Below are 23,136 nucleotides of genomic sequence, written 5' to 3' on the forward strand. Positions count from 1 at the left end.
AATATCCTCCTGATTAAAAAGCCCTTGCACATCACTCGACTGTGTGGTCGAGCAGTGCAAGGGCCAAGAAGTATCTACACGTTAATTCAAATCTTCCACATAGGCATGGTTGGAACGAAGCTTATGAACAATCTCCTCATAATCCTCATCCCTTACTTTGGCAGACAGAACATAATGCAGATCATCATAATCGGCCGAAGACACATCTGCAGCATTCAGCAGGTCTCCATCCTCATTCACTCTGTCGCGAGTATCCCGTTCTGCATCACGGTCCACATTGGCTACCACAGGGATCACATTTTCGCTGGCTGGAACACCAGGGGCTGCACCTACACCCATTGCTCCGTTGGTACCTACCCCACCTGCTGTATTATAAGGCACCAGTGGCACCATAACACGCGTGTCTCTACCTATCGCACTATCGAGTTGACCTACTTCCAAATGCTCTGTACGGAACGTCTGAAGTGAAGTTCTTGCTCCCTCTGCCTCGTCCTCGGTTCGAAAATACGCCTGAATATGTTTTGTCATGTCAAACCCTCCTTTTTCGGAATGAAATGCAACGTTAAGTTTGTAAACGTCACGATGTAACGTAGTTAAGATACATCAATGTATGTCAGTGGCACTGGCTGAAGTTATATAACTTTTAGCAGTTCACGTACAAATGCTGGCTCATCTTCAGGCGTACGGGATGTAATATAGTTTCCATCCACAACGGCCTCATGATCCTTGAACTCTGCTCCTGCGTTTACCATGTCATCCTTAAGTGGTGGATAGGATGTAATGGTGCGGCCTTTCAACAGACCGGCACTAGCCAAAATTTGCGGACCATGACAGATCGCAGCAATTGGTTTCTTCGCACTGTTGATCTCGGTGACAAACTTCAAGATGTGCGCATCAGTCCGCAAATTCTCAGGGGATGATCCACCAGGAATCACGACTGCATCATAATCTGAAGCGGATGCATCACCAATCGCCTTATCTGTGGTATAGGAGGCCTTTCCTCCTTTACCTTTAAGGGTCTCACCGGCTTTTAATCCGATAATCTCCACTTCATGTCCAGCTTTTTTTACTTCGTCATACGGGACCTGCATCTCCGAATCCTCAAAGTCATTCGCCAATAAAAAAGCAACTTTACTCATAACGTATGTTCTCCTTTCCGTGTTCGAACTTTCTTTATAAAATCGGGTCTTGCAGTACATTGACACTTCGTTGTGCCTCGTGTTGTTATTACCCTCACCAGAGCAATTTATAACAATTCAATGTAATTTCATTTTGTAACGAAGTCGTCAAACGAACACTTAAAAAGTTCTACTTACGACAAAAAGTCCTGATTCGGGAAGGAATCAGGACTTTTTCAGAATCTGTATAATCCAAATATCGGATGTTTATATACCTTTGTAAACATTCAAGATCGCGGAAGATGACTCTGCTTCCCTTTGTCCGAATCCTGAAGTGCCCAGATCGTTGCAACATACTCAGCAGCCGAACGGGCAAGGTGCAATGATTCATACAGGTTGCCAGGGAGTAACAAAGGTTCTGTACGGGTACGTGTTTCTTTCGCAGATTGGCGCATAATGAGGGATACTCCTTTGATCATGAAATAGTCATCAACGAATTATCCCTCATTATGGCCTAAACCCCATGAAATTATGCACGTGGTTCCTGACGAACCGGACTTTCAAGCATCAAAGTCACGGGTCCCCAATTGGTAAATGTTACATCCATCATCGCTCCGAAACGCCCGGTTTCAACCTGAATACCTTTATCCCGTAGTAGTTGATTAAACGTTTCATATAACCGTTCTGCCGCTTCAGGTCGGGCCGCAGCCGCAAAGCTCGGACGCTTTCCTTTGCGACAATCTCCGTACAGGGTGAACTGGGAAACAGACAATACAGCACCGCCTACATCAAGTAGGCTGAGATTCATCTTCTCCTGATCATCCTCAAATATCCGTAACCCACTAACTTTGTCAGCCAGATACTGGGCATCCTTCGTGGTGTCCTCATGAGTAATGCCTACGAGCAGCATTAATCCGGATTCGATCTTCCCTGTCAGCTCGTCTCCCACGGTCACCTGAGCCTCTTTACAGCGTTGTACAAGCACCCTCATCTTACAGGCTCCTTACTGCATAATCCGATGCACCGAATAGACATCTTTCACACGTTTGATCCGTTCTACAACGGATTGCAGATGATCCGTATTACGAATCAGAATTGTGACGTGCACCAATGCTAATTTATTTTTATCTGTCCGTCCTGTAACGGCAGATATATTGGTTTTACTTTCAGATACAGCCTGAAGTACCTCGTTGAGCAAGCCATTCCGATCATGGCCTGTAATCTCAATATCCACACTGTAACTTGCTTCAATATTCTCTTCCCACTCGACCTCAATCACACGTGCTGCTTCTTCTCCGTCTGCACTTGTCGGGATATTCGGACAGTCACTACGGTGTACGGAAACGCCGCGTCCGCGTGTAACGTATCCGATAATGTCATCCCCAGGTACAGGATTACAGCATCGTGCGAATCGGACAAGCAGATTATCAATGCCTTTGACACGAATACCGTTGGTTGGTCGATTTCTGCGCTCAGGTGCAGGTTTCAGCTCACGCATCTCGGAATTTAATTCCAGCAAACTGGACTCTTCCTGCTCTTTACGCAGTTTTTCCGTTGCTTTGGTTACAATCTGTGCAGCAGTAATCCCACCGAATCCAACAGCCGCAAGCATGTCATCAATATCGTTAAACGCATATTTTTTGGCAGCTTCCATCAACTTGTCATCCGTCATCCATGCAGAAGGATCAAGCCCCATGCGTTTCAGTTCACGCTCACAGCTATCCCGACCTTTTTCAACGTTTTCTTCACGGCGTTCCTTCTTGAACCATTGCTTGATCTTCGCTCGTGCATGAGATGATTTCGCAATTTTTATCCAGTCCTGGCTCGGTCCGTAAGAATGTTTGGACGTCAAAATTTCGATGATATCACCTGTCTTCAGATGATAATCGAGCGGAACAATCCGACCGTTCACTTTGGCACCAATGGTCCGATTACCAACCTCCGTATGGATTCGATAAGCAAAATCCAAAGGAACAGAGCCGATCGGCAATTCGATGACTTCTCCTTTTGGCGTAAATACAAATACCAGATCCGAGAAGAAATCCATTTTGAGTGACTCTACGAATTCTGATGCATCCTGTGCTTCGTTTTGAAGTTCAAGAATTTCACGGAAAAACGTAATCTTATCTTCAAAATGATTTCCGTTCGCAGCGCCTTCTTTGTAGGCCCAGTGGGCAGCAATACCAAATTCAGCAGTCCGGTGCATATCCCATGTCCGGATCTGCACTTCCGTTGGTTCGCCATTGGGACCAACTACCGTTGTATGCAGCGATTGATACATGTTCGCCTTCGGCATCGCAATGTAGTCTTTGAAGCGTCCAGGCATCGGTTTCCATAACGTGTGTATAATTCCCAGGGTAGCATAACAATCCTTGATATTATCCACAATAATACGGATAGCAAGCAGATCGTAAATTTCGTTAAACTGCTTGTTTTTGGTGGTCATCTTCTTGAACACGCTGTAGATATGTTTCGGGCGGCCCGAAAGGTCTGCCTGAATTCCCATCTCATCGAGCTTGTTCGTAATTCCATCCATAACCGTATCAATATATTGCTCCCGTTCTGCACGTTTTTTGTGCATGAGGTTAGCAATTCGGTAATACTGCTGCGGATTCAAATAACGGAGGGCGATGTCCTCCATTTCCCATTTGATTGCAGAGATACCCAAACGGTTTGCAATCGGACAGAAAATTTCCAGCGTCTCATATGAAATCCGGCGCTGGCTTTCTTCCGACTGAAACTTGAGTGTCCGCATATTATGCAGACGGTCAGCCAATTTAATCACGATGACACGGATGTCCTGCGCCATGGCGATGAACATTTTGCGGTAGTTCTCGTTCTGCTGTTCTTCCTTGGAGCGAAACTGAATACGTTCCAGCTTCGTCAAGCCGTCAACAAGCATGGCACACGTATTGCCGAAATGATTGCGGATCTCTTCAAGTGAGACCGTAGTATCCTCTACTACATCATGAAGAAGCGCTGCTATTATGGAGATGGTGTCCATCTGCATGTTCACAACAATGTCGGCAACCGCAAGCGGATGCAGAATATACGGTTCTCCCGATTTTCGCGTCTGTCCATGGTGGGCCTGATCAGCAAATTCGTAAGCTTCTCGTATGCGCACCAGATCGGGTTCTTTGATATATGCCCCGGCCTTCTCGAGTAATTGCTCTATGCCCATTCTGATCTGTTCCGTGTCCTTTCTATACCAAATGGAACCCGTGACAGTGCTGCAACACAGGTTCCCCGTAAAAGTAATTTCCTATAATTATGACGCTTCGCCCGTTTCCCGTCAACTGCTGACGAATAACAGCGCTTATCCAATTTTTATATTGGTGATCTGGATTACTTCTATCCCATTTCCCTATGACTCACAGGGGATTGGATGTATTTCTTATTTCTTATGTATTATTGCCGTTATTTGCTGAAATAGAAGGAAAATTCATGAAAATATAAATTCCATCGCTTTGCTACGTCAAAAATGTTATTGCTTAATTAAGAGAAACTCTGTAATCTATTGAAAGTTTGTGTTTCGGAAAAGGAGATGAAATTCATTGCAACGCGAAATTCAGGTTAATCAAAAGATGCCTCTTGGCTCAGGTTCACTGCTTAGCCTTCAGCATTTGTTCGCCATGTTTGGTAGCACGGTGCTTGTACCAAACCTGTTCGGTGTTGATCCAAGTATGATCCTGCTGATGAACGGGATTGGAACACTGTTGTACATACTCATGTGTAAAGGTAAGATTCCAGCATATCTCGGATCAAGCTTTGCCTTTATTGCACCTGTCACAATGGTATTAAAACAACATCCAGAGAATGGCTACTCCATGGCACTTGGAGCTTTTATCATAACAGGACTTGTTTTCTGTTTCGTGGCCCTCATTATTAAATTTGCGGGTACCGGATGGATTAACGTAGTCTTCCCACCAGCGGTTATGGGCGCCATCGTTGCTCTGATCGGTCTGGAGCTTGTACCTGTTGCAGCTGGTATGGCAGGATTGATTAACTCTGATCCTGTTGCTAACCCCAACTGGGTGCCTCAGGCCAAACCCATTATTTTATCCATGGCCACACTCGGTATCACTGTTATTGGAGCCGTAACGTTCCGTGGATTCCCCAAAATCATTCATATTCTAATCGGTATTGTAGTCGGTTATATCCTTGGCTATTCTATGGGTCTGGTTGATAAACAGGCTATTGGAAACGCTGATTTCATCTCACTACCAACCGTAACAACGCCTACATTTGACTGGTCCGTTATTTTCACCATTTTACCTGTAGCGCTTGTGGTTATCGTTGAACATATTGGACATTTGCTTGTAACGAGCAGCATTGTAGGCAAAGATCTTTCAAAAGACCCTGGGCTTCATCGTTCCCTGCTTGGTAATGGGGTCTCCACCATTCTGTCCGGGTTTGTAGGATCTACTCCTAATACAACCTATGGTGAGAACATCGGTGTAATGGCCCTGACCCGCGTATACTCCACATATGTCATTGGTGGGGCAGCAGTTATTGCAATCGTGCTCTCCTTCTCAGGAACATTCTCGGCGCTTGTAGCTAACATTCCTGTACCCGTTATGGGCGGCGTATCCCTGCTCCTGTTCGGGGTTATTGCAGCATCTGGTCTGCGTATTCTGGTTGAACAGAAAGTCGATTTTGCCAAACCGACCAATCTGCTGCTTACTACACTTGTACTGGTCATCGGACTGAGTGGTACAGAAGTTACCTTCTACGGCGTTCATCTGAAAGGGATGGCATTGGCAACCATCGTCGGAATCCTGATGAGCTTGTTGTTCAAACTGTTTGAAGTGCTAGGTTGGTTGAATGACGATTCGCGTAAACAGCCTGTCACTGAAAAAACGCCACATTAATTTCCATTGTATACACATCAAAAAGCCTGTTCTCCCTAACCTTACGGTTGGAAGAACAGGCTTTTTGATAATCATTAATGCTGTATATTATTTCCCGGGAAACGGAAAAAACAATTCATGTTTCGTCACAGCGGTACATGTGGAGATCTCAGCTTAATAATTCATCAATGTGAATACATCGATTTCTGGCAATTTGGCACGACCATTCAGATCAGACAGCTCGATCAGGAAGGCAGCTCCGACAACTTTCCCACCCAATTGTTCAATCAAGTTGATGGAAGTTGCAATCGTTCCACCCGTTGCGAGCAAATCATCTGCGATCAGGACATTTTGACCTTTTTCAATCGCATCTGTGTGCATCGCGAGTGTATCCTTGCCATACTCGAGATCATAACCAACTTCAATCGTCTCTCCAGGCAGTTTTCCACTTTTGCGAATCGGAGCAAAACCGACACCAAGAGCGTATGCCAGAGGGGCGCCCACAACGAATCCACGTGCTTCAGGTCCAGCAATAACGTCAATTTTAAGATCAGAAACCATCACTTTCAGTTCATTGATCGCATTGCGGTACATTTCTCCATCCTTCAACAATGTTGTAATGTCCTTAAAGCTGATTCCCGGTTGTGGAAAGTCAGGAATGACACGAATATAATCTTTAAAATCCAAAATAATCTCCTCCTAAAATAAATACACAAACTTCCATCTAAGATACGCCCTTCATCCGGGATATCATCCATTGTGTCAGTTGCGGTGTGGCTGCATCCAGCATCACCTGTTCTATCTCGGCCATATTTTCGAGCGCCTGATAGTGACGTGAAGCGGTTAGTTCACGCTTAGGCGGGTTATCCACAAACGCAATTTTGCCGTTATCACGGGTAATGAAGGATAACTCTTCGAATACATCCAACATCATCGTAATCATGCGGGGCGAACAACCACACTGACGACTGAGCACAGGAGTAATCTCTTGTTCCTCCACGGGTTCAGCTTTCCATTTCAACACCTGCATATAAATACGCTTAAAGAGTTCTCTGGAAGGCATCTGAAGGCGATCTCGGCGGTTGCCTGATCCGTGCAGAAGGATGATATTCTCAGCTCCACTGAACAAAGCCAGCATGGCATTAAGTTGTTCCGGGGTTTCCGGCGTATCAAACACAAATAACGTCCGGACTTGTTCCTGTCCATAATGCTGTGCAGCAGCATTACACGGAAATAACCCGACCTTTCTATCATATACCCAAAGGCAAGGTTCATACAATGAATTTCCCTCGGAAACATCTGTTTCTTTCCGGACAATAGCACCAACAGAACCAGATTTATATCGCAGATGCACCTCAAGTGAGCTCAAGAAATGCTTCATCGCATTTAATGGCTCGGCATTACCACGCAAATCAAACACTTGGACCTGAGGAACATGAATGTCCTGAAGCATCAATTGAGGTTTTCTCATCCCATTCCATTCATTGATGGACAGTTCTCCCATCACATCAATAACGGAACCTGGGAGAAGAAACTCTGCTAACGCTCCCTTGCCAAAAGCAACGGTTTCCAGTTGCTGACCATCCTGTTCCAGAACCAGTTTCAGATGGCGTTTCTCTCGTCCCATTGTTCTGGTTTCCTTCACAGTCACACTTCTCAATACAAACCGTGGCGAAGGATTGCTCATTCCAAAAGGCTGCAATCTGTCGATCTCCTGGATTACTTTCAGCGGAACATCACTGATTCTGCATTCATCATCCGCAAGACGTTGAGGTACAAAGTCCTCTTCAGTTAATACAGATGCAGCAAACTCATTCAAACCAGCCTCAAGTTCTTCCAGCTGATCCCGATGCAAGGTCATACCTGCTGCAGCAGGATGTCCCCCGTAATGGTCCATGGTGTGTTTATTGACTGTGAGCGCCTCATAGATATCCAAGCCATCAATAGAGCGCGCAGAGCCCTTGCAGACACCGCTCTCTGGATCGATCCCAAGGATAAGTGTAGGTCGGTAATAACGCTCCAGCAATTTGGAAGCCACAATACCAACTACTCCGACGTTCCAGCCCTCACCAGCCAATACGATTACATCTGGAACGGATCCTGAACGAAGCCGTATCTTTTGTTCCAACTGTGCAGTTGCTTCTTGTAATATGCCCTCTACGACTTGCTGCCGCTCCCGATTCAATAGATCAAGCTGGCCCGCAAGCGTATGAGCTTCATCCAGATTCTCGGTGGTGAGAAGCGATACCGCTCTTCCGGCATGATCCAAACGTCCACTGGCATTAATACGAGGTGCCATGGCAAAGGCAATATTAATTGAAGTCACCTGACTCTGATCCACCCCACTGATTTCCAGCAATGCACTTACACCGGGAAGACGTGAACCACGCATCGATTCTATTCCATAACTAACGATAACCCGGTTCTCCCCTTCCAAAGGCATCAGATCGGCAACGGTGCCGATGGCGGCAATCTCCATCCATTCACCGGGCACTTCCCCGATTAATGCCTGAGCGAGCTTCAAGGCTACTCCTGCTCCTGCCAAACCTTTAAAAGGATACGGGCATCCCGGAAGTTTTGGATTAATAAGTGTAAAGGCTTCGGGCAAAATGTCAGGAGGCTCGTGGTGATCTGTCACAATGACTTCAATGCCCAGCGTTGCAGCATAGGCAATCTGTTCAACAGCACTGATTCCGGTATCCACGGTAATAATCAATGAAACGCCTTGTTGATGCGCCCAATCCAACGCATGGTTGTGCAATCCATACCCTTCATTCGAGCGATGAGGGATATATATATCGTACGAAGCCCCAAGATGACGCATCAAATGGATCATGAGCGATGTGCTGGATACGCCATCAGCGTCATAATCCCCGTAGATCAAAATATGTTCTTCCCGCTCCAATGCCAGCTTGATACGTGGCACAGCTTCATTCATGCCGAGGAGCAGATAGGGATCATGCATCTGATTCAGATCAGGATGCAAAAAACGTTCGGCCTCCTTCTCATTGTGCACTCCTCGACTCACAAGCAAACGTCCAACAAGGGGTGAAACGGAAAGCGCCTGCGAGAGTCCCGCAGCCGCCTCCAAATCGATATTCGGTGTATTCCACCGGTATTGCGAATAAAGCAATGATAACGCTCCTTTCCTGATCTACTGGACCCGCGCTTCACTACTGAATTAATGTCGCTTCGTGATCGGGCAGTTCATGATTGGATTTATAAGGATAACCTGGATCATAAGGTATCGCTTGAATCTGTACTTCTTTCACATGACTGAACCGGGTTAGCAGTAGTGTCTTGGCGCGATTCGCAATCTCCTGTGCTTCCAGTATTGAGATTCTTGGATTCACACTAATAACCAGCTCAATCGTAACATCATGTTCCTGTTCACGTGCAACCAAATGTTCAATGGTAATGATGCCATACACCCGCTGTACAGTCTCTTTGAAATCTGACGCTTCTTCCTGCTGCAGTTCCTGAACGAGTGAACCATAGACTGTGTCCACAATCATTCGGTAACCCTTGTGAAGCACAAAACAGGAAGCAATCAACGCTGCCGTGGGGTCCAGGTAGAGCAACATGCTCAAACCCATCTCTTCACCAGCCATCGATCCTATAATGCCGATTAACACGGTGAGCGAGCAATAGAGCGAACGACGATGTTGCTGTACATAGGCCAGCGCCTGAGACTGGTTTCGTTTACGAAAATATCTGTACTGAAATTGAAAAATTGCTTCTTTCACAGCCAGAGCTGCAACAGCCACCAAAAGTACCGACTTGCCTGGCGCTTCCGGTTCACTTCCGGAGAGACTACCCAATGCGGAGATAGCAAGTTGTAATCCACCCATGAGGATCAGGACAGATAACAATACTGAGATTCCGGGTCTAGCAACATGTGAATGTTCTTTAAACCGTCCCCTGTGAGCCCTGCTCTTATCGCGTACAGACTTGGAGGGAAAGAGACCAGCTAGGGCAGAACCAGCTTCAGAAGCAGAATACAAGCCGTCAGCGAGCAATGATTTGCTGTTTGCCATATAACCGACTCCCGCTTTGATCACCGCAAGTCCCATATTACCAGCAATACCGCTCCATGTGGCAGCCTGAGCAGATGGGATATGTTCTCTGGTCATGAATATTCCCCCTTAATTCTGTACATAAAGTTGCAAAACCGCGCCTGGCAGACGCGGCTCACAATAAGATGTTTAGTTAGATTCTTTAGCTACTGTTTTTGGCTTTTCCACTTGTTTACCTTTAAGCATCAGCCATAGTGGAGCGGCGATATAGATTGAAGAATATGCACCGAACAGTGTTCCGATAACCATCGCAAGTGAGAACATGCGAATGGATTCTCCACCAAATATGAACAAACAGATTGAAGCTGCAAACACCGTGAATGTTGTATTCAGGGAACGTGTCATCGTTTGAGCCAAACTGCGATTGACTACCTCGCGTAGGTCGGCTTTGGTTGTCTTTTTGGCAAAACGCAGATTCTCACGAATCCGGTCAAAGATAACGATCGTATCGTTGATCGAGAACCCGACAATGGTCAATACTGCAGTAATAAAGGTCAGATCGACTTCCAAACGGAAGATAGAGAACACACTTATTACGACAAATGCGTCATGGAAGAGTGCGATAACCGCAGCCAAACCAAAGCGCCACTCAAACCGGATTGCAACATAGATCATGATCCCGATACTTGCAATGAGTACCGCGTAGATCGCGTTGCGCTCCAATTCTTTGGCCATCTCCGGATCAACGGTATTTACTTCATAGGAAGCCGATGCATCCAGTTTAGCAAATTCTTCTTTGAACTTACTTTCTTGATTTTCATCCAATACGTTCGAGAAACGAACATTTACACGGTCAGCCCCCGGTGTAATGGTAACATCACCCTCATCAACACCGATGTCCTTAACGATAGGTTTAATCTGCTCCGCTGTGATTGCTTTGGATACCGAGATATCCACATTCGATCCAGCACGGAAATCAACCGCGTAATTCAAACCCAAAGCCAGAATGCTGATGATCCCCGTAATCGTCAGAATAATCGAGAAGATATAGGCAATCTTACTACCTTTAACATAATCAAAATTCCAATTAAAGCGCACGAATTTCACTCTCCTTCACTCCGAAGTACTTAGGCTTCTTCAACACGTTACCCCGTACAAGCAGGGTCAACAGGAAGCGGGAGAAGAAAATATTCGTGATAATACTGGTGACAATATCAAAAATCAGCACGAGTGCAAAACCTTTAACCGCACCTGTTCCCAAGAAGAACATAACAGCCGCAGCAATAATGGTTGTGATGTTGGAGTCAATGATTGTTCGGAAGGAATGTTTACCACCCGCTTTAACCGAAGACAAGATCGACTTACCACTGCGCATCTCTTCTTTAATCCGTTCGTACGTGATGATATTGGCATCCACCGCCATCCCTATACCCAGGATAAACGCCGCAATACCTGGAAGGGTAAGTACGAATTCTCCTAAGTAGAAGATTGCAAGTACCAGCCACGTATGTGTAATCAAGGCAAAACTCGCGATAATACCAGGAATGCGATAAAGCCCAATCATGAACACTAGAATAATAACGGAACCAATCAATCCCGCTTTAATGGTCTGATCCAGAGAAAGTTTACCAAGTGTTGCACCAACACTTTGTGAATACTTCTCTGTAAGTTTCAGTGGCAATGCACCCAGGTTAATGGTGTCACGAAGCTGGTTTGCTTCGTCACGTGTGTAAGCACCCGAAATCTGAGCGGAACCATCTGTCAACTGTTGTCTAACGGTTGGAGCAGATAACAGCTCATCGTCCAAATAAATAGCGAGAGGTTGTCCGATCAAACGTTTGGTAATCTCGGAAAATTTAGCTTTGTCTTTCACTTGAATGTCAATCATAGGCTCATTCAATTGAGTGAACACAACTTTGGCTGCATTCTCAACAAATTCATTTCCGCGAAGTTCGATTTTGGTGTACTCGCCTTCCTTGTCGTTCTCAGCTTTACTACGGAAGGTCAAAACAGCCGGTTCTTTCATTTTGGCTCTAACTTCAGCCTCATCCGTAACCCCTGCCAACTTCAAACGAATCCGGTTGCTTCCTTCTGTGGTTACCTCCGGTTCGCTTGTTCCGAGCGCATTGGCGCGGCTTTCAAGGCTTTTGGCCGTTTGCACCAGAGATGCTTTGGTGACTTGTTGACCTGCTTCGAGCGGCTCTGCTTCATATAAGATCTCGTAGCCTCCCTTTAAATCAAGGCCCAAGCGTATATTTTTGAGCAGTTCCGGGCTTGTTCCCACCATTACCCCTGTGGTGACAAGCACGACCAGAATGAAACTGATAATTCTTTTCATGCCGTTCCTAGATCCCCTTTCGTTCTCAATATTCCTATTATAGCGATGCCGTAAAAAGCAGTCAATTTTCAACAAAAAAGATCCCTTTCGTCTAGAAAGAGGACCCCCGGTATGCAGACACGGTCATAAAGTTCATAAAGCTTGTTGCTTTCAGTGACAAAATGTCGTTCACCAGCTGGTGAAGCGGTGGAATGCCCTGTTTTTCATATTTATGACTGACGCAATTCCAGACATCTTTGCTGGTGACATATTCGTAACCGACAAGCCTTAATTCCTCCGCTTTGCTACGGCAGAGCATCTCTATTGACTGTTCCAACTCCACATCATTCATTTCTTCCAACGGGGAGCCTCCCTTCGTACATCCAAGCCTTTATGCGGCATCAATATTACATGATTCGACTTCGCTTGATCATATTCCTTCTTGCTGATTATGGTTCTTTTTGTTAATCGTGTCCAAGTTGTCATGAGAAGATAAAGGACTGGCATAGGATGAAGAACAACGGCTTTGTCCCGTTTATGTTGATAGCCTGTACTTTCAACCGGGAAAGAGGGGTAGTCTTGAAGAAACAGACATTTATCCAGGGGGCCATGATCCTGCTCGCGGCAGGCATAATTAATCGAATACTTGGTTTCATTCCGCGCATTGCGCTGCCACGAGTCATTGGTGCAGAAGGTGTTGGCATCTACCAATTGAGCTATCCCTTTTTTATCGTACTGGTGACATTAATTACGGGTGGTATTCCGCTCGCCGTAGCCAAGCTCGTAGCCGAAGCTGATACCGGTGCCAATCGTTATTCCCCCCAGCGAATCCTGCAAGTAAGCTTAAGCTTTACGTTGACCCTGGGTGTTGTATTCATGTTTTTGTGCATCCTATTTGCACCCTGGGTTACCAAGTACGTGCTCACAGATGAGCGGGTGTACCATACGTTTGTTAGTATGAGCCCCATGATTGCCATTATCGCCGTATCAGCCGTCTACAGAGGGTATTTCCAAGGTAAGCAAAACATGATGCCTACTGCCATTTCATCCATTGTTGAAACCATCATTCGTATCGTCTGTGTCATTTGGTTTGCCTGGCTTCTTCTCCCCCACGGTATTGCCCAAGCTGCTGCTGGTGCCATGCTGGGCGCACTCGTTGGAGAATTCGGCGGTATGCTTGTACTCTTGTGGAAGTATAACAGGCAGAAGAAAGAGTTACCTCTAGCTAAGCAACAGAACATGTCCAATCTCACAACCAAACCTTCAGCCAAGCCTTTAAACCCAATACCTTCAGTTCTGAAAGAGACGGGTACTCCACAGCCCGGATTAATCCGGCGTTTGCTTGCAATCTCCATTCCTGTTACTGCAGGCCGATTAGTTGGTTCCCTATCCTATCTGGCCGAAACCATCGTTACTGCCCAGAGTCTCGCTCTGGCAGGCATATCCAAAGGACTCGCTACAGCACAATATGGTGCACTACAAGGCATGATTATTCCTTTGCTGCTGCTGCCGGGGGCACTGACTTCATCCCTTGCAACATCACTTGTGCCTTCACTGTCTGAAGCATCTGCTCAGGGAGATCGCGCACTGATTCATAAAAGAATGCATCAGGCCTTACGTTTGGCACTCGTGACAGGTGCTCCGTTTTCTGTGTTTATGTATGTGCTTGCCGAACCGATGTGTCTTGTCCTGTATAATGATGCATCGATTGGAAGCATGCTGAAGCTAATGGCTCCTTTTGCTTTGTTCATTTATATTCAAGCCCCTCTTCAAGCTGCATTACAAGCTCTGGACCGTCCAGGTAAAGCACTGTTGAATACATTTATCGGTGCTGTTATCAAAATCACGTTGATTTTAACGCTCGCTTCCCGTCCCGAATATGGCATCTTCGGTGCAGTCATCGCCATTTGTGTGAATTCTACTGTCGTTACCCTGTTACATGCCCAAAGCGTACGCAGTTTGTTACAGTTCCGCTTCAAAATGATGGATTGGGTCAAGACGGGTGCAGGAATGTTTATTATGGGAGCAGCGACCCTACTCGTATACGAAGAGACTGCGATGATATTGCCTTTCTGGCTCCGGATGCTTCTCGCTCCTTTTGTCGGGCTTATTGTGTATTTCATCGTTATGGGCTGGACCAAAATGATTGACTTTCATGATCTGTCCCGAGCCCCTTTGATCGGTTCATGGTTTAAACGCCGGTCAGGCAAATGATTTTCATTTTTTTTCATCTTTTGGACTTACATATATCTTACCATTGTGGTCGATGGAGCATATAAATACATCTTTGAAATCCAGAATTCCGTTATTTTGAATTTGATTTTTCAGCCAAAATCTCGTTTTCTGGATGATCTCCAGATTCTGATCCTGGACCTTTCCGTCCATAATTAAGGGGAGTGGCAGACCTTCGTATTTGATATTTGAAAATCCATAAATCTGATTTTTCTCTGTTTTGGATCTACTGGACGAAGCCCCTTCTGAATCTGAATTAGAGCCGGAAGAGTTGCTGTCGTTAGAAGCATTCTCATCCTTGGGAAAAACGGTCAGCTTACCTGTGGTCTCCAAAATGGCGAAATCAACATCACCGATACTGTCTACATTCTGTTCACGAAGTTGTTGTAATAGATCGTCCAGGTTGTATCGTTGCTTCCGCATCTCATCTCGGAGAAGAACACCTCTGGAGATCAAAACAGTAGGTTTGCCATCAATCATCAGGCGAAGACGCCGACTTTTAAGACCAATAAAGGCCATTCCGATCTGTACGATGATCAAAGTAAGCATGGGGGCAATCCCATGAGAGAGCGGTTTATCAATATCTTCAATGACAAAAGCAGCCATTTCAGCAAGCATAATGGACACGACAAGATCAAACATGGATAGCTTACCAATCTCACGTTTACCCATAACCCTCATTGCACAGTACACCAGAAAGTACATGAGAATGGTTCGAAAGATATGTGATCCGACATCTGGGAAGTTCACAACAGGGGTCCTCCTTCGAAACTGAGTTTTTACAGTTAGCCGGGTAGTGCAATCCCTATTTTGACCTGAACCTTACATGCTCATGCAGAAATAATCCGTTCATTTAATGGAAAACAGTTCATAAGTCCGAAGGCTTGACCATACACTGTATTAACTTATAACTTGTACAAGGGGGTTGCTTCATGCAATTGATCCGCCGCTTGGTTTCGTTTCGAGTGTCCAATCCGATTCTGTCAGGCCTCTGTCAGGCTTTTGTTTGGATGTTTATCGGGGCATTTATTCTCTCCTTGTTTCTCTGGATGAGCGGAATGCGGGAACAGGACCTCTCGTTGTATACCTATGTTGTTCATGGCTTGTCATTATTGGTTGGTGGTTTTGTCGCAGGCAAACGTTCTGGTGAAAAAGGATGGTACTACGGAGGGATTACCGGAATCGTATATGGACTCCTTGTGCTGTTAATCGGATTTCTCGCGCTGGATGCTTCGTTTAATTGGAAGGATAGTTTACAACTGCTTAGCGCGTTCTTCATTTCAGCTCTCGGTGGCATGTTCGGTGTTAATACGCATCGCTCCTGACTGACTGGTAAAGAACATCGACCTTCCCTCATAAATCAAAAAAGAGAACCGGGTCTCCAGGGAGATCCGGTTCTCTACTAGGGAATACGCCACAAACGCACCCTCGTTATTCTATGTTACAGTAACTATTCAACAGCCGTATCACGAGCTACAGCCGTGCTGATTGCATTACGGTCAAATGTAAGCTTAGTTACATCGTTTACACGCAATACAACCACATCGTCCGTAATCTCAGCGATCGTACCGTGAAGGCCACCAATCGTTACAATTTTATCGCCCTTTTTCAATTGGCTCAGCATCGAATTCCGTTGCTTTTGTTTTTTGTTCTGTGGACGAATCATCAAGAAGTAGAAAATTGCAACCATGAGTACCAAAGGTACAATCAAAGATACAATGCCTCCACCCGCTTGTGCTCCTGCTAGAGTCATTCCCTGAAACATTCAAACTCCCCCTTATCGACTATACATACAGATATTGCTTGTTACGCCAGTTTCCTCAAAAACTCAATCAGAAACCTTTGTCATTGTCATGAAGACCATATTGATCGAAAAATTCATCCCGGAAATCAAGCAAACGATCTTCCATAATGGCTTTACGTACATTACGCATCAAATTCTGCAAGAAATGAAGATTATGGATCGTTGTCAAACGCAGGCCAAATGTTTCATCTGCTTTTATCAAATGACGCAGATAAGCTCTGGAATAGTTGCGACAAGTGTAGCAATCACATTCAGGATCTAATGGTCCAAAATCGTTTGCAAACTTGGCATTGCGAACTACCAGACGTCCTTGGCTGGTCATTGTTGTTCCGTTACGGGCAATCCGAGTTGGCAGAACACAGTCGAACATGTCCACTCCACGAATAGATCCCTCAATCAACGCATCGGGCGAACCTACCCCCATCAAATAACGTGGTTTATTGGATGGCAACAAAGGTAACGTATAATCCAATACACCATACATCAAATGTTTCGGTTCTCCAACACTCAGTCCACCAATAGCATACCCCGGGAAATCCATGGAAGTCAAATCTGCGGCGCTCTGACGGCGAAGATCTTCATGCATGCCTCCCTGTACGATGGCAAACAGACCTTGGTCATGCGGACGAGCGTGACTTTCGAGACAACGTTCTGCCCAGCGGCTCGTTCTTTCGAGTGATTTTTTGACATATTCATATTCAGCCGGATACGGTGGGCATTCATCAAACGCCATCATAATATCGGACCCAAGTGCATTCTGGATTTCCATGGCCACTTCAGGTGAAAGGAACTTCTTGTCTCCATTCAAGTGGGAGCGGAAGTTAACGCCTTCTTCCGTAATTTTGCGCATCTCGCTAAGAGAAAACACTTGGAATCCGCCGCTGTCCGTCAGAATTGGACGATCCCAGTTCATGAATTTGTGCAATCCGCCAGCTTCACGGATGATTTCATGTCCTGGTCTCAGAAACAGGTGATAGGTATTGCTCAAAATAATCTGAGCATCCATTTCTTTCAACTCTTCAGGGCTCATTGTTTTGACAGTCGCCTGTGTACCTACAGGCATAAAGGTTGGTGTCTCAATAATACCGTGAGGTGTATGTACACGTCCCAGACGTGCACCGGATTGTTTGCAAGTTTTGATATGTTCATACGTAATTGCTGCCATTGGTTTTAATCATCCTCTAAAAGTTAATCGTTATACTAATATATCAACATGGCATCGCCGAAGCTGAAGAACCGGTATTTCTCTTGGATGGCTTCCTCATATGCCTGCATAATATGTTCCCTGCCTGCTAGTGCACTAACCAACATAACCAACGTGGATTTCGGGAGATGAAAATTCGTAAGCATCCCATCAATTACTTTGAAGGAATAGCCTGGATAGATGAAAATGCTGGTCCATCCGCTGCTCGCTTGCAGTATTCCATTTTCAAATTTGCTGCCTACCGTTTCCAAAGTCCGGCAGCTCGTTGTCCCAACCGCAAAAACACGGTGTCCATTCTCTTTGGTCTGGTTAATCAGATCTGCCGTTTCTTGTGACAAGGAGTAATACTCCTCATGCATGACATGATCTTCAACAACGTCAACCGACATAGGTCTGAACGTTCCCAGTCCTACATGAAGCGTGATGAAGGCCACATTAACACCTTTGGCACGAATCTGATCCAACAATTCATCCGTAAAGTGCAGTCCCGCTGTAGGTGCAGCTGCCGATCCTTCATGCTTGGCATACACGGTCTGATAACGTTCACGGTCATCCAATGTCTCTTTGATATAAGGTGGCAACGGCATCTCACCCAGACGGTCCAGAATCTCCTGGAAGATTCCATCATACGTAAACGTAATTGTACGTGCCCCCATCTCGCCTTCTTCTTCAATGATTGCCTTCAGTTCATCGCCAAATACGATCACCGAACCGGCTTTCAGCTTTTTCCCCGGCTTAACCAGTGCTTCCCACTTGTCACCCTCCACATTTTTGAGCAATAACACTTCCGCTTTTGCTCCGGTATCTTCCTTTGTACCGAACAGACGGGCTGGAAGAACACGTGTGTCATTCAGAATCAATGTATCGCCGGGATTCAGAAAATCGATAATATCGGGAAACGTTTGATGATTAATCTCACCACTATCTTTGTTCAAGGTGAGCAAACGGGATGCCGTGCGATCAAGCAACGGCGTCTGTGCTATCAATTGCTCTGGTAATTCAAAATCATATAAGTTCACATTCATTTTAGTTTCATTCCTTAACAATAGTCGCATTTTGATAATAGTGTTTCAATATTGCCTGGTAATCATACCCTTCATCTGCCATGCCTTTGGCTCCCCATTGGGACAAGCCCAATCCGTGGCCATTGCCCTGACCGATGAACATGTAGGTCTGACCCTGCGTTACCGCTCTGGCTTGACCATCACCACTCATAACTACAAGTGCATTACCGGATGACGTTCCTGTGCCAGAAGAAGACAATACAGAGGCACCATTTGAGCCGGTTTTACTGGCTGTTTTGCCGTCAGCGCCTAATACAGTATAACTTCCGGTCCCTGCAATATCAAATAAAGTGCTCGGTAATCCACCTAGTGCAGAGCGGTATGTATCGGCATATTTCACCGTCATAGCCTGTCCGTTGGCAGTGACTTCAAGTGCTCTTCCGGAAGGTCCACGCTTGGTCACTTCCAAGGTTGAGATGGAAGCAGGAACAGACGCTGTTGTTTTACCCTGAAGGGATTTAACCAACTGTGCAGACGTGAAAGGTCCTCTCACCCAAGCATAATCATTGGATTGAGCTACTTTTGCCAGTACTACAGCTTCGTTGCCTGGATTCATTTTAGCTACAGGTTCAACGGTGGATTGAATTAACGGAATGGCACGCACATTAGTATTCTGAGCTGTTACCGTCACTTTAGCCAGTCCTGCATTGGTTTTGGTCGTTAATTCTTTGATGTTGTCCTCACGAATGTACCCACTAACGCCTGAACTCAGCAGCACATGATACCACGTGTGTAATCCTGCCTGGGCTGATGTATCTCCTGAGCTAACCACATTGGTGAACACACCTGCTCCGCCGTTCCATACCTCAGAAGGATGAGCCGTCTGGCCGCCCGCATTGGAGGAGAATACAGCTTCGATGATTTTACCACTGCTCTTTACCACTTCTCCAGCAGTTGCATCCACTGCGCTGGTTACTTTATCGTTCTCCGAACCAATCCCGTTATAGGCTTGGCTGAGCGTTGTATCCACGACATTAGCAATTTTGAAGCGCTCACCCTGTTGAAGCGCGTAGGAACGAGCAGCTACAGCTTGAACTTTCAAAGCCTCAACGGGCCAGGAGGAATAGACCTCTGCCCCTACGACAGAATACAGATATTGCTCCAGCGGAACGACATTGACCAATGCCAGATCACCGCTCACGATGCTGATTTCCATATCTCCACGATACGTACGCTGGGAACGTTCCACTACTTTGATACCATTGCCATTCCCTTGTACCAATGCTTTGGAATCAGTACCTGCAATGGTGTAATGCGGAGCTGTTTTGAGTGCATCCGTACTTAATCCTGCATCCTGACGGATGATGAGTCCTGCACTATTGTTGACAGGTGAAAGGCTTACCCCTGGAGCTTTGGCTTCCACACTGTTCTTCAATGCAGTTAATTCCGCATCCGTTGAAGCTTCACCCACCCATACCGCATATGCTTGGCTTCCTCCACTCAGTTGAAGAACTGGATAGACACTACTAACTCCTGCTGATAAAAGGTTGGCTTGTGCTGCCTCTGCTTCCTGAATCGAACCATAGGTTCCAGCAGACAGGCGTTTACTTCCTGTTACAGCTGGCTTTTGACCAGCCAATTGAGCTGCCGCTACCTTTTGTACTCGTGTAACAGCTTGTCCTGCCAGTGCCTCCGTTGCATAGTTGCCTGTGTAGAGCTGGTAAATGGCATTTCCATTCACAGACGTTGTGAACAGCAACGGTTTATCTGCGGTTGCCTGCAACAATTTTGCTGCTGCAGATGCTGCCTTAAAGTCCGCTGTTTCCAACACCTTCACTCGGAATCCATCTGCACTGAAACGGACTTGTCCTGCCGGAAGGCTTACATTTGCGCCACTCTCCGATTGGATGCTCCATTGTCCCGTCGATTCAAGCGTAATGAGTGGTGTAGTTGATTTATACGTACTACCCAGATTTGCAAACATGGCTACCCGGATCGTCTGTCCATCATTTGCTGCTGCATACGCAGGCACTTGCAAACAACCCACTGTCAAAAGAGCTGCCGCCAGTACCTTCAATCGACGACTCCACTTCTTCGTTCGTATTGCTTTTCCCACAATCAGACTCCTCTCCATGCATTTCCTTCACTTTTATATCGGGTTAACACGTGATTATTTCAATGTTTATGGTGAATGTTCAATAGGCTCGATTATTTCCCGTCTCTTGGTGGAACAGGTAGACCCAAATGATGATAGGCGAGATCTGTTACGATCCTGCCCCTTGGGGTACGCTGAATCATACCAATCTGAAGCAGATACGGTTCATAAACATCCTCGATCGTCTGACTTTCTTCCCCGATTGTAGCAGCAATGGTATCCAACCCTACCGGGCCTCCCCGGAAGCTGTTGATCATCGATTTAAGCATTTTATGATCAATCTCATCCAGGCCACGCGGATCAATCTGGAGACGTTGCAGCGCTTCTTCCGCGAGTGTCTGTGTTATAATCCCATCCCCACGCACCTGTGCAAAGTCGCGTACTCGTTTTAACAAACGGTTCGCGATTCTCGGTGTCCCACGTGAGCGTAATGCAATCTCTTGCGCAGCATCTCCCACAATCTCCACACCCAAAATTTCGGTAGAGCGTGAGACGATATAAGCCAGCTCATCAACCGTGTAGAATTCCAAGCGACTGATAACACCAAATCGGTCTCGAAGTGGAGCAGACAGCAAGCCAGCACGCGTTGTAGCCCCAATCAGAGTGAATGGCGGCAGATCCAGCCGAACAGAACGTGCACTTGGACCTTTACCAATCATAATATCCAATGCCGAATCTTCCATAGCGGGGTACATGACTTCTTCAACCGTACGATGCAAACGATGAATCTCATCAATAAACAGGACATCGCCTTCCTGCAGGTTGGTTAACAATGCTGCAAGATCACCCGGGCGTTCAATGGCTGGGCCCGACGTAGTTCTTAGGTTAACGCCCAATTCGTTGGCAATAATGTTGGCAAGTGTTGTTTTACCCAGTCCAGGTGGGCCATATAACAAAACGTGATCCAATGCCTCATTACGAAATTTGGCAGCTTCGATATATATCTTTAAATTTTCCTTCACCTGATTCTGCCCGATATATTCATTCAGATACCGGGGACGAAGGCTCAACTCAACATTTTGGTCCTCCATCATCAGGTTCGCGGAAATAATCCGATCATCCATGTTCATCCCTACCTTTTTTTGCAGGCTACAGCTATATTATAATATGCAAATTGTATTATCCCGTAAACAGCATTTGCAGCGCCTTTTTCATTAACACATCAACGGAATCCGCTGTAGTAACATCCTTTTTCATTTTGAGCCATACTTTATCAAGCTCACTGTCAGTATACCCAAGTGCCTTGAGACCTTCACGTGCCTCATCCCAGGCTGAACCACTTCCCGACTCTTCCGATGGAGGAGCGAACAAACCCGTTGCATACGCTGCCGCGCCAAAACTATCCAGCTTATCCTTGAGATCCAGAATCATGCGTTGTGCAGTCTTCTTGCCGATACCTGGCAGTTTGGTCAAGAACGTAAGATTCTCCTGATAAATCGCCGTAACCACATGTTCTGGTGTACCTCCAGCGAGTATGCCCAGTGCCACTTTTGGACCGATACCGGATACTTCAATCAGTTTACGGAACAACCGTTGCTCATCCCGTGTAACAAATCCAAACAGCAACATCGCATCCTCACGCACATGATGGTGAGTGTACACGGTAATTTCGCCTTCTTGCTTGGCAAACACAAATGGATTCGGACAGAATACGCGATACCCCACACCATGTACATCCAGCACAATATAATCATTCTCTACATGAATGAACTGTCCTCTTAGAAAATCAATCATTTTCGCAATACCTCATTCAACTTGGAATTTAATGTATAAGAGTGTGCGTGGCACACGGCTACAGCCAATGCATCCGCTACGTCATCCGGTTTAGGAACGACTTGAAGACGCAAGAACATTTTGACCATCTCCTGTACTTGCTTCTTCTCCGCTTTACCGTACCCAACGACAGCCTGCTTGATCTGCATTGGCGTATACTCTGCAATAGGCAAACCCTTCTGTGCGGCAGCGAGTACCATGACTCCTCTAGCCTGACTGACAGACATCGCTGTTGTAACGTTCCGATTGAAAAAAAGTTTCTCCAGCGCTACTGCGTCCGGTTTGTATTTATCAATCAATTGCACCATACCTTCATATACGTGAAGCAACCGTTCCTCTTCAGGCGTATGAGCTTCTGTCTGAATACATCCATATTGTACGGGTACCACCTTACTGCCGATTTTATCCACAAAACCAAAACCAACAATCGCAATCCCCGGGTCAATTCCCAAAAAACGCAAAACCATCTCTCCCTCACAAAAGCGAACATATGTATCGTTCATTTCATTATAACAAAAGATAGACCCTGCGGCAGGAAAAACTTTGTCTAACTGATTACTCGTCTTTATTCGTGGATTTTTTACATGTTTATTCGTATTTTCATGTATTTCAGTTCAAACGACAAAAAGGACATCTCTTCGATGTCCTTCACCACATTCCACG

Annotated in this window: 22 protein-coding genes; 3 read left to right on the forward strand and 19 right to left on the reverse strand. The window is 45.9% G+C overall.

Annotated elements, in window-relative coordinates:
- Positions 1-81 precede the first annotated feature (81 nt).
- The 5 genes from V6669_RS23735 to V6669_RS23755 all read right to left on the reverse strand — a co-directional run bounded on the left by V6669_RS23735 (position 82) and on the right by V6669_RS23755 (position 4,299).
- On the reverse strand, positions 82-528 hold the full coding sequence (locus tag V6669_RS23735) for a hypothetical protein (RefSeq protein ID WP_338588344.1): 447 nt from the start codon (positions 526-528) through the stop codon (positions 82-84).
- A 104-nt stretch (positions 529-632) separates the two neighbouring features.
- Positions 633-1,139: a type 1 glutamine amidotransferase domain-containing protein gene (locus V6669_RS23740; protein WP_105601829.1), complete on the reverse strand. Its 507-nt coding sequence runs from the start codon at positions 1,137-1,139 to the stop codon at positions 633-635.
- A gap of 266 nt (positions 1,140-1,405) precedes the next feature.
- Positions 1,406-1,573 (reverse strand): hypothetical protein, encoded by a 168-nt coding sequence (locus tag V6669_RS23745; protein ID WP_156946186.1) that lies wholly within the window; start codon positions 1,571-1,573, stop codon positions 1,406-1,408.
- Positions 1,574-1,647: 74 nt separating this feature from the next.
- Positions 1,648-2,109 carry a D-aminoacyl-tRNA deacylase gene (dtd, locus tag V6669_RS23750; protein WP_338588345.1) on the reverse strand — a complete coding sequence of 154 codons (462 nt, stop codon included), beginning with the start codon at positions 2,107-2,109 and terminating at the stop codon, positions 1,648-1,650.
- 12 nt (positions 2,110-2,121) lie between these two features.
- On the reverse strand, positions 2,122-4,299 hold the full coding sequence (locus V6669_RS23755) for a bifunctional (p)ppGpp synthetase/guanosine-3',5'-bis(diphosphate) 3'-pyrophosphohydrolase (protein ID WP_062835889.1): 2,178 nt from the start codon (positions 4,297-4,299) through the stop codon (positions 2,122-2,124).
- A gap of 373 nt (positions 4,300-4,672) precedes the next feature.
- Between V6669_RS23755 and uraA the strand changes: the two genes are divergently transcribed.
- Positions 4,673-5,989 carry a uracil permease gene (uraA, locus tag V6669_RS23760; RefSeq protein ID WP_338588346.1) on the forward strand — a complete coding sequence of 439 codons (1,317 nt, stop codon included), beginning with the start codon at positions 4,673-4,675 and terminating at the stop codon, positions 5,987-5,989.
- A 153-nt stretch (positions 5,990-6,142) separates the two neighbouring features.
- On the opposite strand, the gene V6669_RS23765 is transcribed toward uraA, so the two are convergent.
- The 6 genes from V6669_RS23765 to V6669_RS23790 all read right to left on the reverse strand — a co-directional run bounded on the left by V6669_RS23765 (position 6,143) and on the right by V6669_RS23790 (position 12,653).
- Positions 6,143-6,655: an adenine phosphoribosyltransferase gene (locus tag V6669_RS23765; protein ID WP_017686780.1), complete on the reverse strand. Its 513-nt coding sequence runs from the start codon at positions 6,653-6,655 to the stop codon at positions 6,143-6,145.
- 37 nt (positions 6,656-6,692) lie between these two features.
- Positions 6,693-9,101: a single-stranded-DNA-specific exonuclease RecJ gene (gene recJ / locus V6669_RS23770; RefSeq protein WP_338588347.1), complete on the reverse strand. Its 2,409-nt coding sequence runs from the start codon at positions 9,099-9,101 to the stop codon at positions 6,693-6,695.
- Positions 9,102-9,141: 40 nt separating this feature from the next.
- The gene (locus V6669_RS23775) at positions 9,142-10,101 is read right to left on the reverse strand and encodes a cation diffusion facilitator family transporter (RefSeq protein WP_338588348.1); all 960 of its coding nucleotides are present in this window, start codon (positions 10,099-10,101) and stop codon (positions 9,142-9,144) included.
- 72 nt (positions 10,102-10,173) lie between these two features.
- Positions 10,174-11,082, reverse strand: coding sequence for a protein translocase subunit SecF (secF, locus tag V6669_RS23780; RefSeq protein WP_338588349.1), 909 nt, complete (start codon positions 11,080-11,082; stop codon positions 10,174-10,176).
- Positions 11,072-12,322, reverse strand: a complete 1,251-nt coding sequence (gene secD, locus V6669_RS23785) for a protein translocase subunit SecD (protein ID WP_051447453.1) — start codon at positions 12,320-12,322, stop codon at positions 11,072-11,074. Before secD ends, secF begins: the two co-directional genes overlap by 11 nt.
- Positions 12,323-12,413: 91 nt before the next feature.
- The gene (locus V6669_RS23790; protein WP_036617497.1) at positions 12,414-12,653 is read right to left on the reverse strand and encodes a post-transcriptional regulator; all 240 of its coding nucleotides are present in this window, start codon (positions 12,651-12,653) and stop codon (positions 12,414-12,416) included.
- Between the two features lie 227 nt (positions 12,654-12,880).
- Here V6669_RS23790 and spoVB point away from each other — a divergent pair, with 227 nt between their 5' ends.
- Positions 12,881-14,515, forward strand: coding sequence for a stage V sporulation protein B (gene spoVB, locus V6669_RS23795; protein ID WP_338588350.1), 1,635 nt, complete (start codon positions 12,881-12,883; stop codon positions 14,513-14,515).
- Between the two features lie 3 nt (positions 14,516-14,518).
- Here spoVB and V6669_RS23800 read toward each other — a convergent pair whose 3' ends face one another.
- Positions 14,519-15,283 (reverse strand): DUF421 domain-containing protein, encoded by a 765-nt coding sequence (locus tag V6669_RS23800; protein ID WP_338588351.1) that lies wholly within the window; start codon positions 15,281-15,283, stop codon positions 14,519-14,521.
- Between the two features lie 182 nt (positions 15,284-15,465).
- Here V6669_RS23800 and V6669_RS23805 point away from each other — a divergent pair, with 182 nt between their 5' ends.
- Positions 15,466-15,858 carry a TIGR04086 family membrane protein gene (locus V6669_RS23805; protein ID WP_036616878.1) on the forward strand — a complete coding sequence of 131 codons (393 nt, stop codon included), beginning with the start codon at positions 15,466-15,468 and terminating at the stop codon, positions 15,856-15,858.
- Between the two features lie 125 nt (positions 15,859-15,983).
- On the opposite strand, the gene yajC is transcribed toward V6669_RS23805, so the two are convergent.
- The 7 genes from yajC to ruvC form a co-directional block, all read right to left on the reverse strand.
- The gene (yajC, locus tag V6669_RS23810; RefSeq protein WP_145324035.1) at positions 15,984-16,298 is read right to left on the reverse strand and encodes a preprotein translocase subunit YajC; all 315 of its coding nucleotides are present in this window, start codon (positions 16,296-16,298) and stop codon (positions 15,984-15,986) included.
- Positions 16,299-16,365: 67 nt separating this feature from the next.
- Positions 16,366-17,502: a tRNA guanosine(34) transglycosylase Tgt gene (tgt, locus tag V6669_RS23815; protein WP_047844088.1), complete on the reverse strand. Its 1,137-nt coding sequence runs from the start codon at positions 17,500-17,502 to the stop codon at positions 16,366-16,368.
- A 35-nt stretch (positions 17,503-17,537) separates the two neighbouring features.
- Positions 17,538-18,566 carry a tRNA preQ1(34) S-adenosylmethionine ribosyltransferase-isomerase QueA gene (queA, locus tag V6669_RS23820; RefSeq protein ID WP_338588352.1) on the reverse strand — a complete coding sequence of 343 codons (1,029 nt, stop codon included), beginning with the start codon at positions 18,564-18,566 and terminating at the stop codon, positions 17,538-17,540.
- Positions 18,567-18,573: 7 nt separating this feature from the next.
- Positions 18,574-20,661 carry a SpoIID/LytB domain-containing protein gene (locus V6669_RS23825; RefSeq protein WP_338588353.1) on the reverse strand — a complete coding sequence of 696 codons (2,088 nt, stop codon included), beginning with the start codon at positions 20,659-20,661 and terminating at the stop codon, positions 18,574-18,576.
- Positions 20,662-20,753: 92 nt separating this feature from the next.
- A complete protein-coding gene (gene ruvB / locus V6669_RS23830; protein ID WP_091020485.1) occupies positions 20,754-21,764 on the reverse strand; it encodes a Holliday junction branch migration DNA helicase RuvB in 1,011 nt (336 codons plus the stop codon).
- Positions 21,765-21,819: 55 nt separating this feature from the next.
- Positions 21,820-22,434: a Holliday junction branch migration protein RuvA gene (gene ruvA, locus V6669_RS23835; protein ID WP_338588354.1), complete on the reverse strand. Its 615-nt coding sequence runs from the start codon at positions 22,432-22,434 to the stop codon at positions 21,820-21,822.
- Positions 22,431-22,934 carry a crossover junction endodeoxyribonuclease RuvC gene (ruvC, locus tag V6669_RS23840; protein WP_017686765.1) on the reverse strand — a complete coding sequence of 168 codons (504 nt, stop codon included), beginning with the start codon at positions 22,932-22,934 and terminating at the stop codon, positions 22,431-22,433. The genes ruvA and ruvC overlap by 4 nt, the downstream gene beginning before the upstream one ends.
- Positions 22,935-23,136: the final 202 nt, after the last annotated feature.

It is taken from the genome of Paenibacillus sp. Y5S-9 (assembly GCF_036894235.1).
GTDB lineage: Bacteria > Bacillota > Bacilli > Paenibacillales > Paenibacillaceae > Paenibacillus.

Bases quoted from the DNA above. Each gene is read 5' to 3' on its own strand.
- dtd (WP_338588345.1), bottom strand. From the start codon at position 2,109: ATGAGGGTGCTTGTACAACGCTGTAAAGAGGCTCAGGTGACCGTGGGA.
- V6669_RS23755 (WP_062835889.1), bottom strand. From the start codon at position 4,299: ATGGGCATAGAGCAATTACTCGAGAAGGCCGGGGCATATATCAAAGAA.
- ruvB (WP_091020485.1), bottom strand. From the start codon at position 21,764: ATGGATGATCGGATTATTTCCGCGAACCTGATGATGGAGGACCAAAAT.
- V6669_RS23790 (WP_036617497.1), bottom strand. From the start codon at position 12,653: ATGAATGATGTGGAGTTGGAACAGTCAATAGAGATGCTCTGCCGTAGC.
- yajC (WP_145324035.1), bottom strand. From the start codon at position 16,298: ATGTTTCAGGGAATGACTCTAGCAGGAGCACAAGCGGGTGGAGGCATT.
- tgt (WP_047844088.1), bottom strand. From the start codon at position 17,502: ATGGCAGCAATTACGTATGAACATATCAAAACTTGCAAACAATCCGGT.
- V6669_RS23735 (WP_338588344.1), bottom strand. From the start codon at position 528: ATGACAAAACATATTCAGGCGTATTTTCGAACCGAGGACGAGGCAGAG.
- secD (WP_051447453.1), bottom strand. From the start codon at position 12,322: ATGAAAAGAATTATCAGTTTCATTCTGGTCGTGCTTGTCACCACAGGG.
- V6669_RS23740 (WP_105601829.1), bottom strand. From the start codon at position 1,139: ATGAGTAAAGTTGCTTTTTTATTGGCGAATGACTTTGAGGATTCGGAG.
- V6669_RS23775 (WP_338588348.1), bottom strand. From the start codon at position 10,101: ATGACCAGAGAACATATCCCATCTGCTCAGGCTGCCACATGGAGCGGT.
- V6669_RS23745 (WP_156946186.1), bottom strand. From the start codon at position 1,573: ATGCGCCAATCTGCGAAAGAAACACGTACCCGTACAGAACCTTTGTTA.
- ruvA (WP_338588354.1), bottom strand. From the start codon at position 22,434: ATGATTGATTTTCTAAGAGGACAGTTCATTCATGTAGAGAATGATTAT.
- queA (WP_338588352.1), bottom strand. From the start codon at position 18,566: ATGAATGTGAACTTATATGATTTTGAATTACCAGAGCAATTGATAGCA.
- V6669_RS23805 (WP_036616878.1), top strand. From the start codon at position 15,466: ATGCAATTGATCCGCCGCTTGGTTTCGTTTCGAGTGTCCAATCCGATT.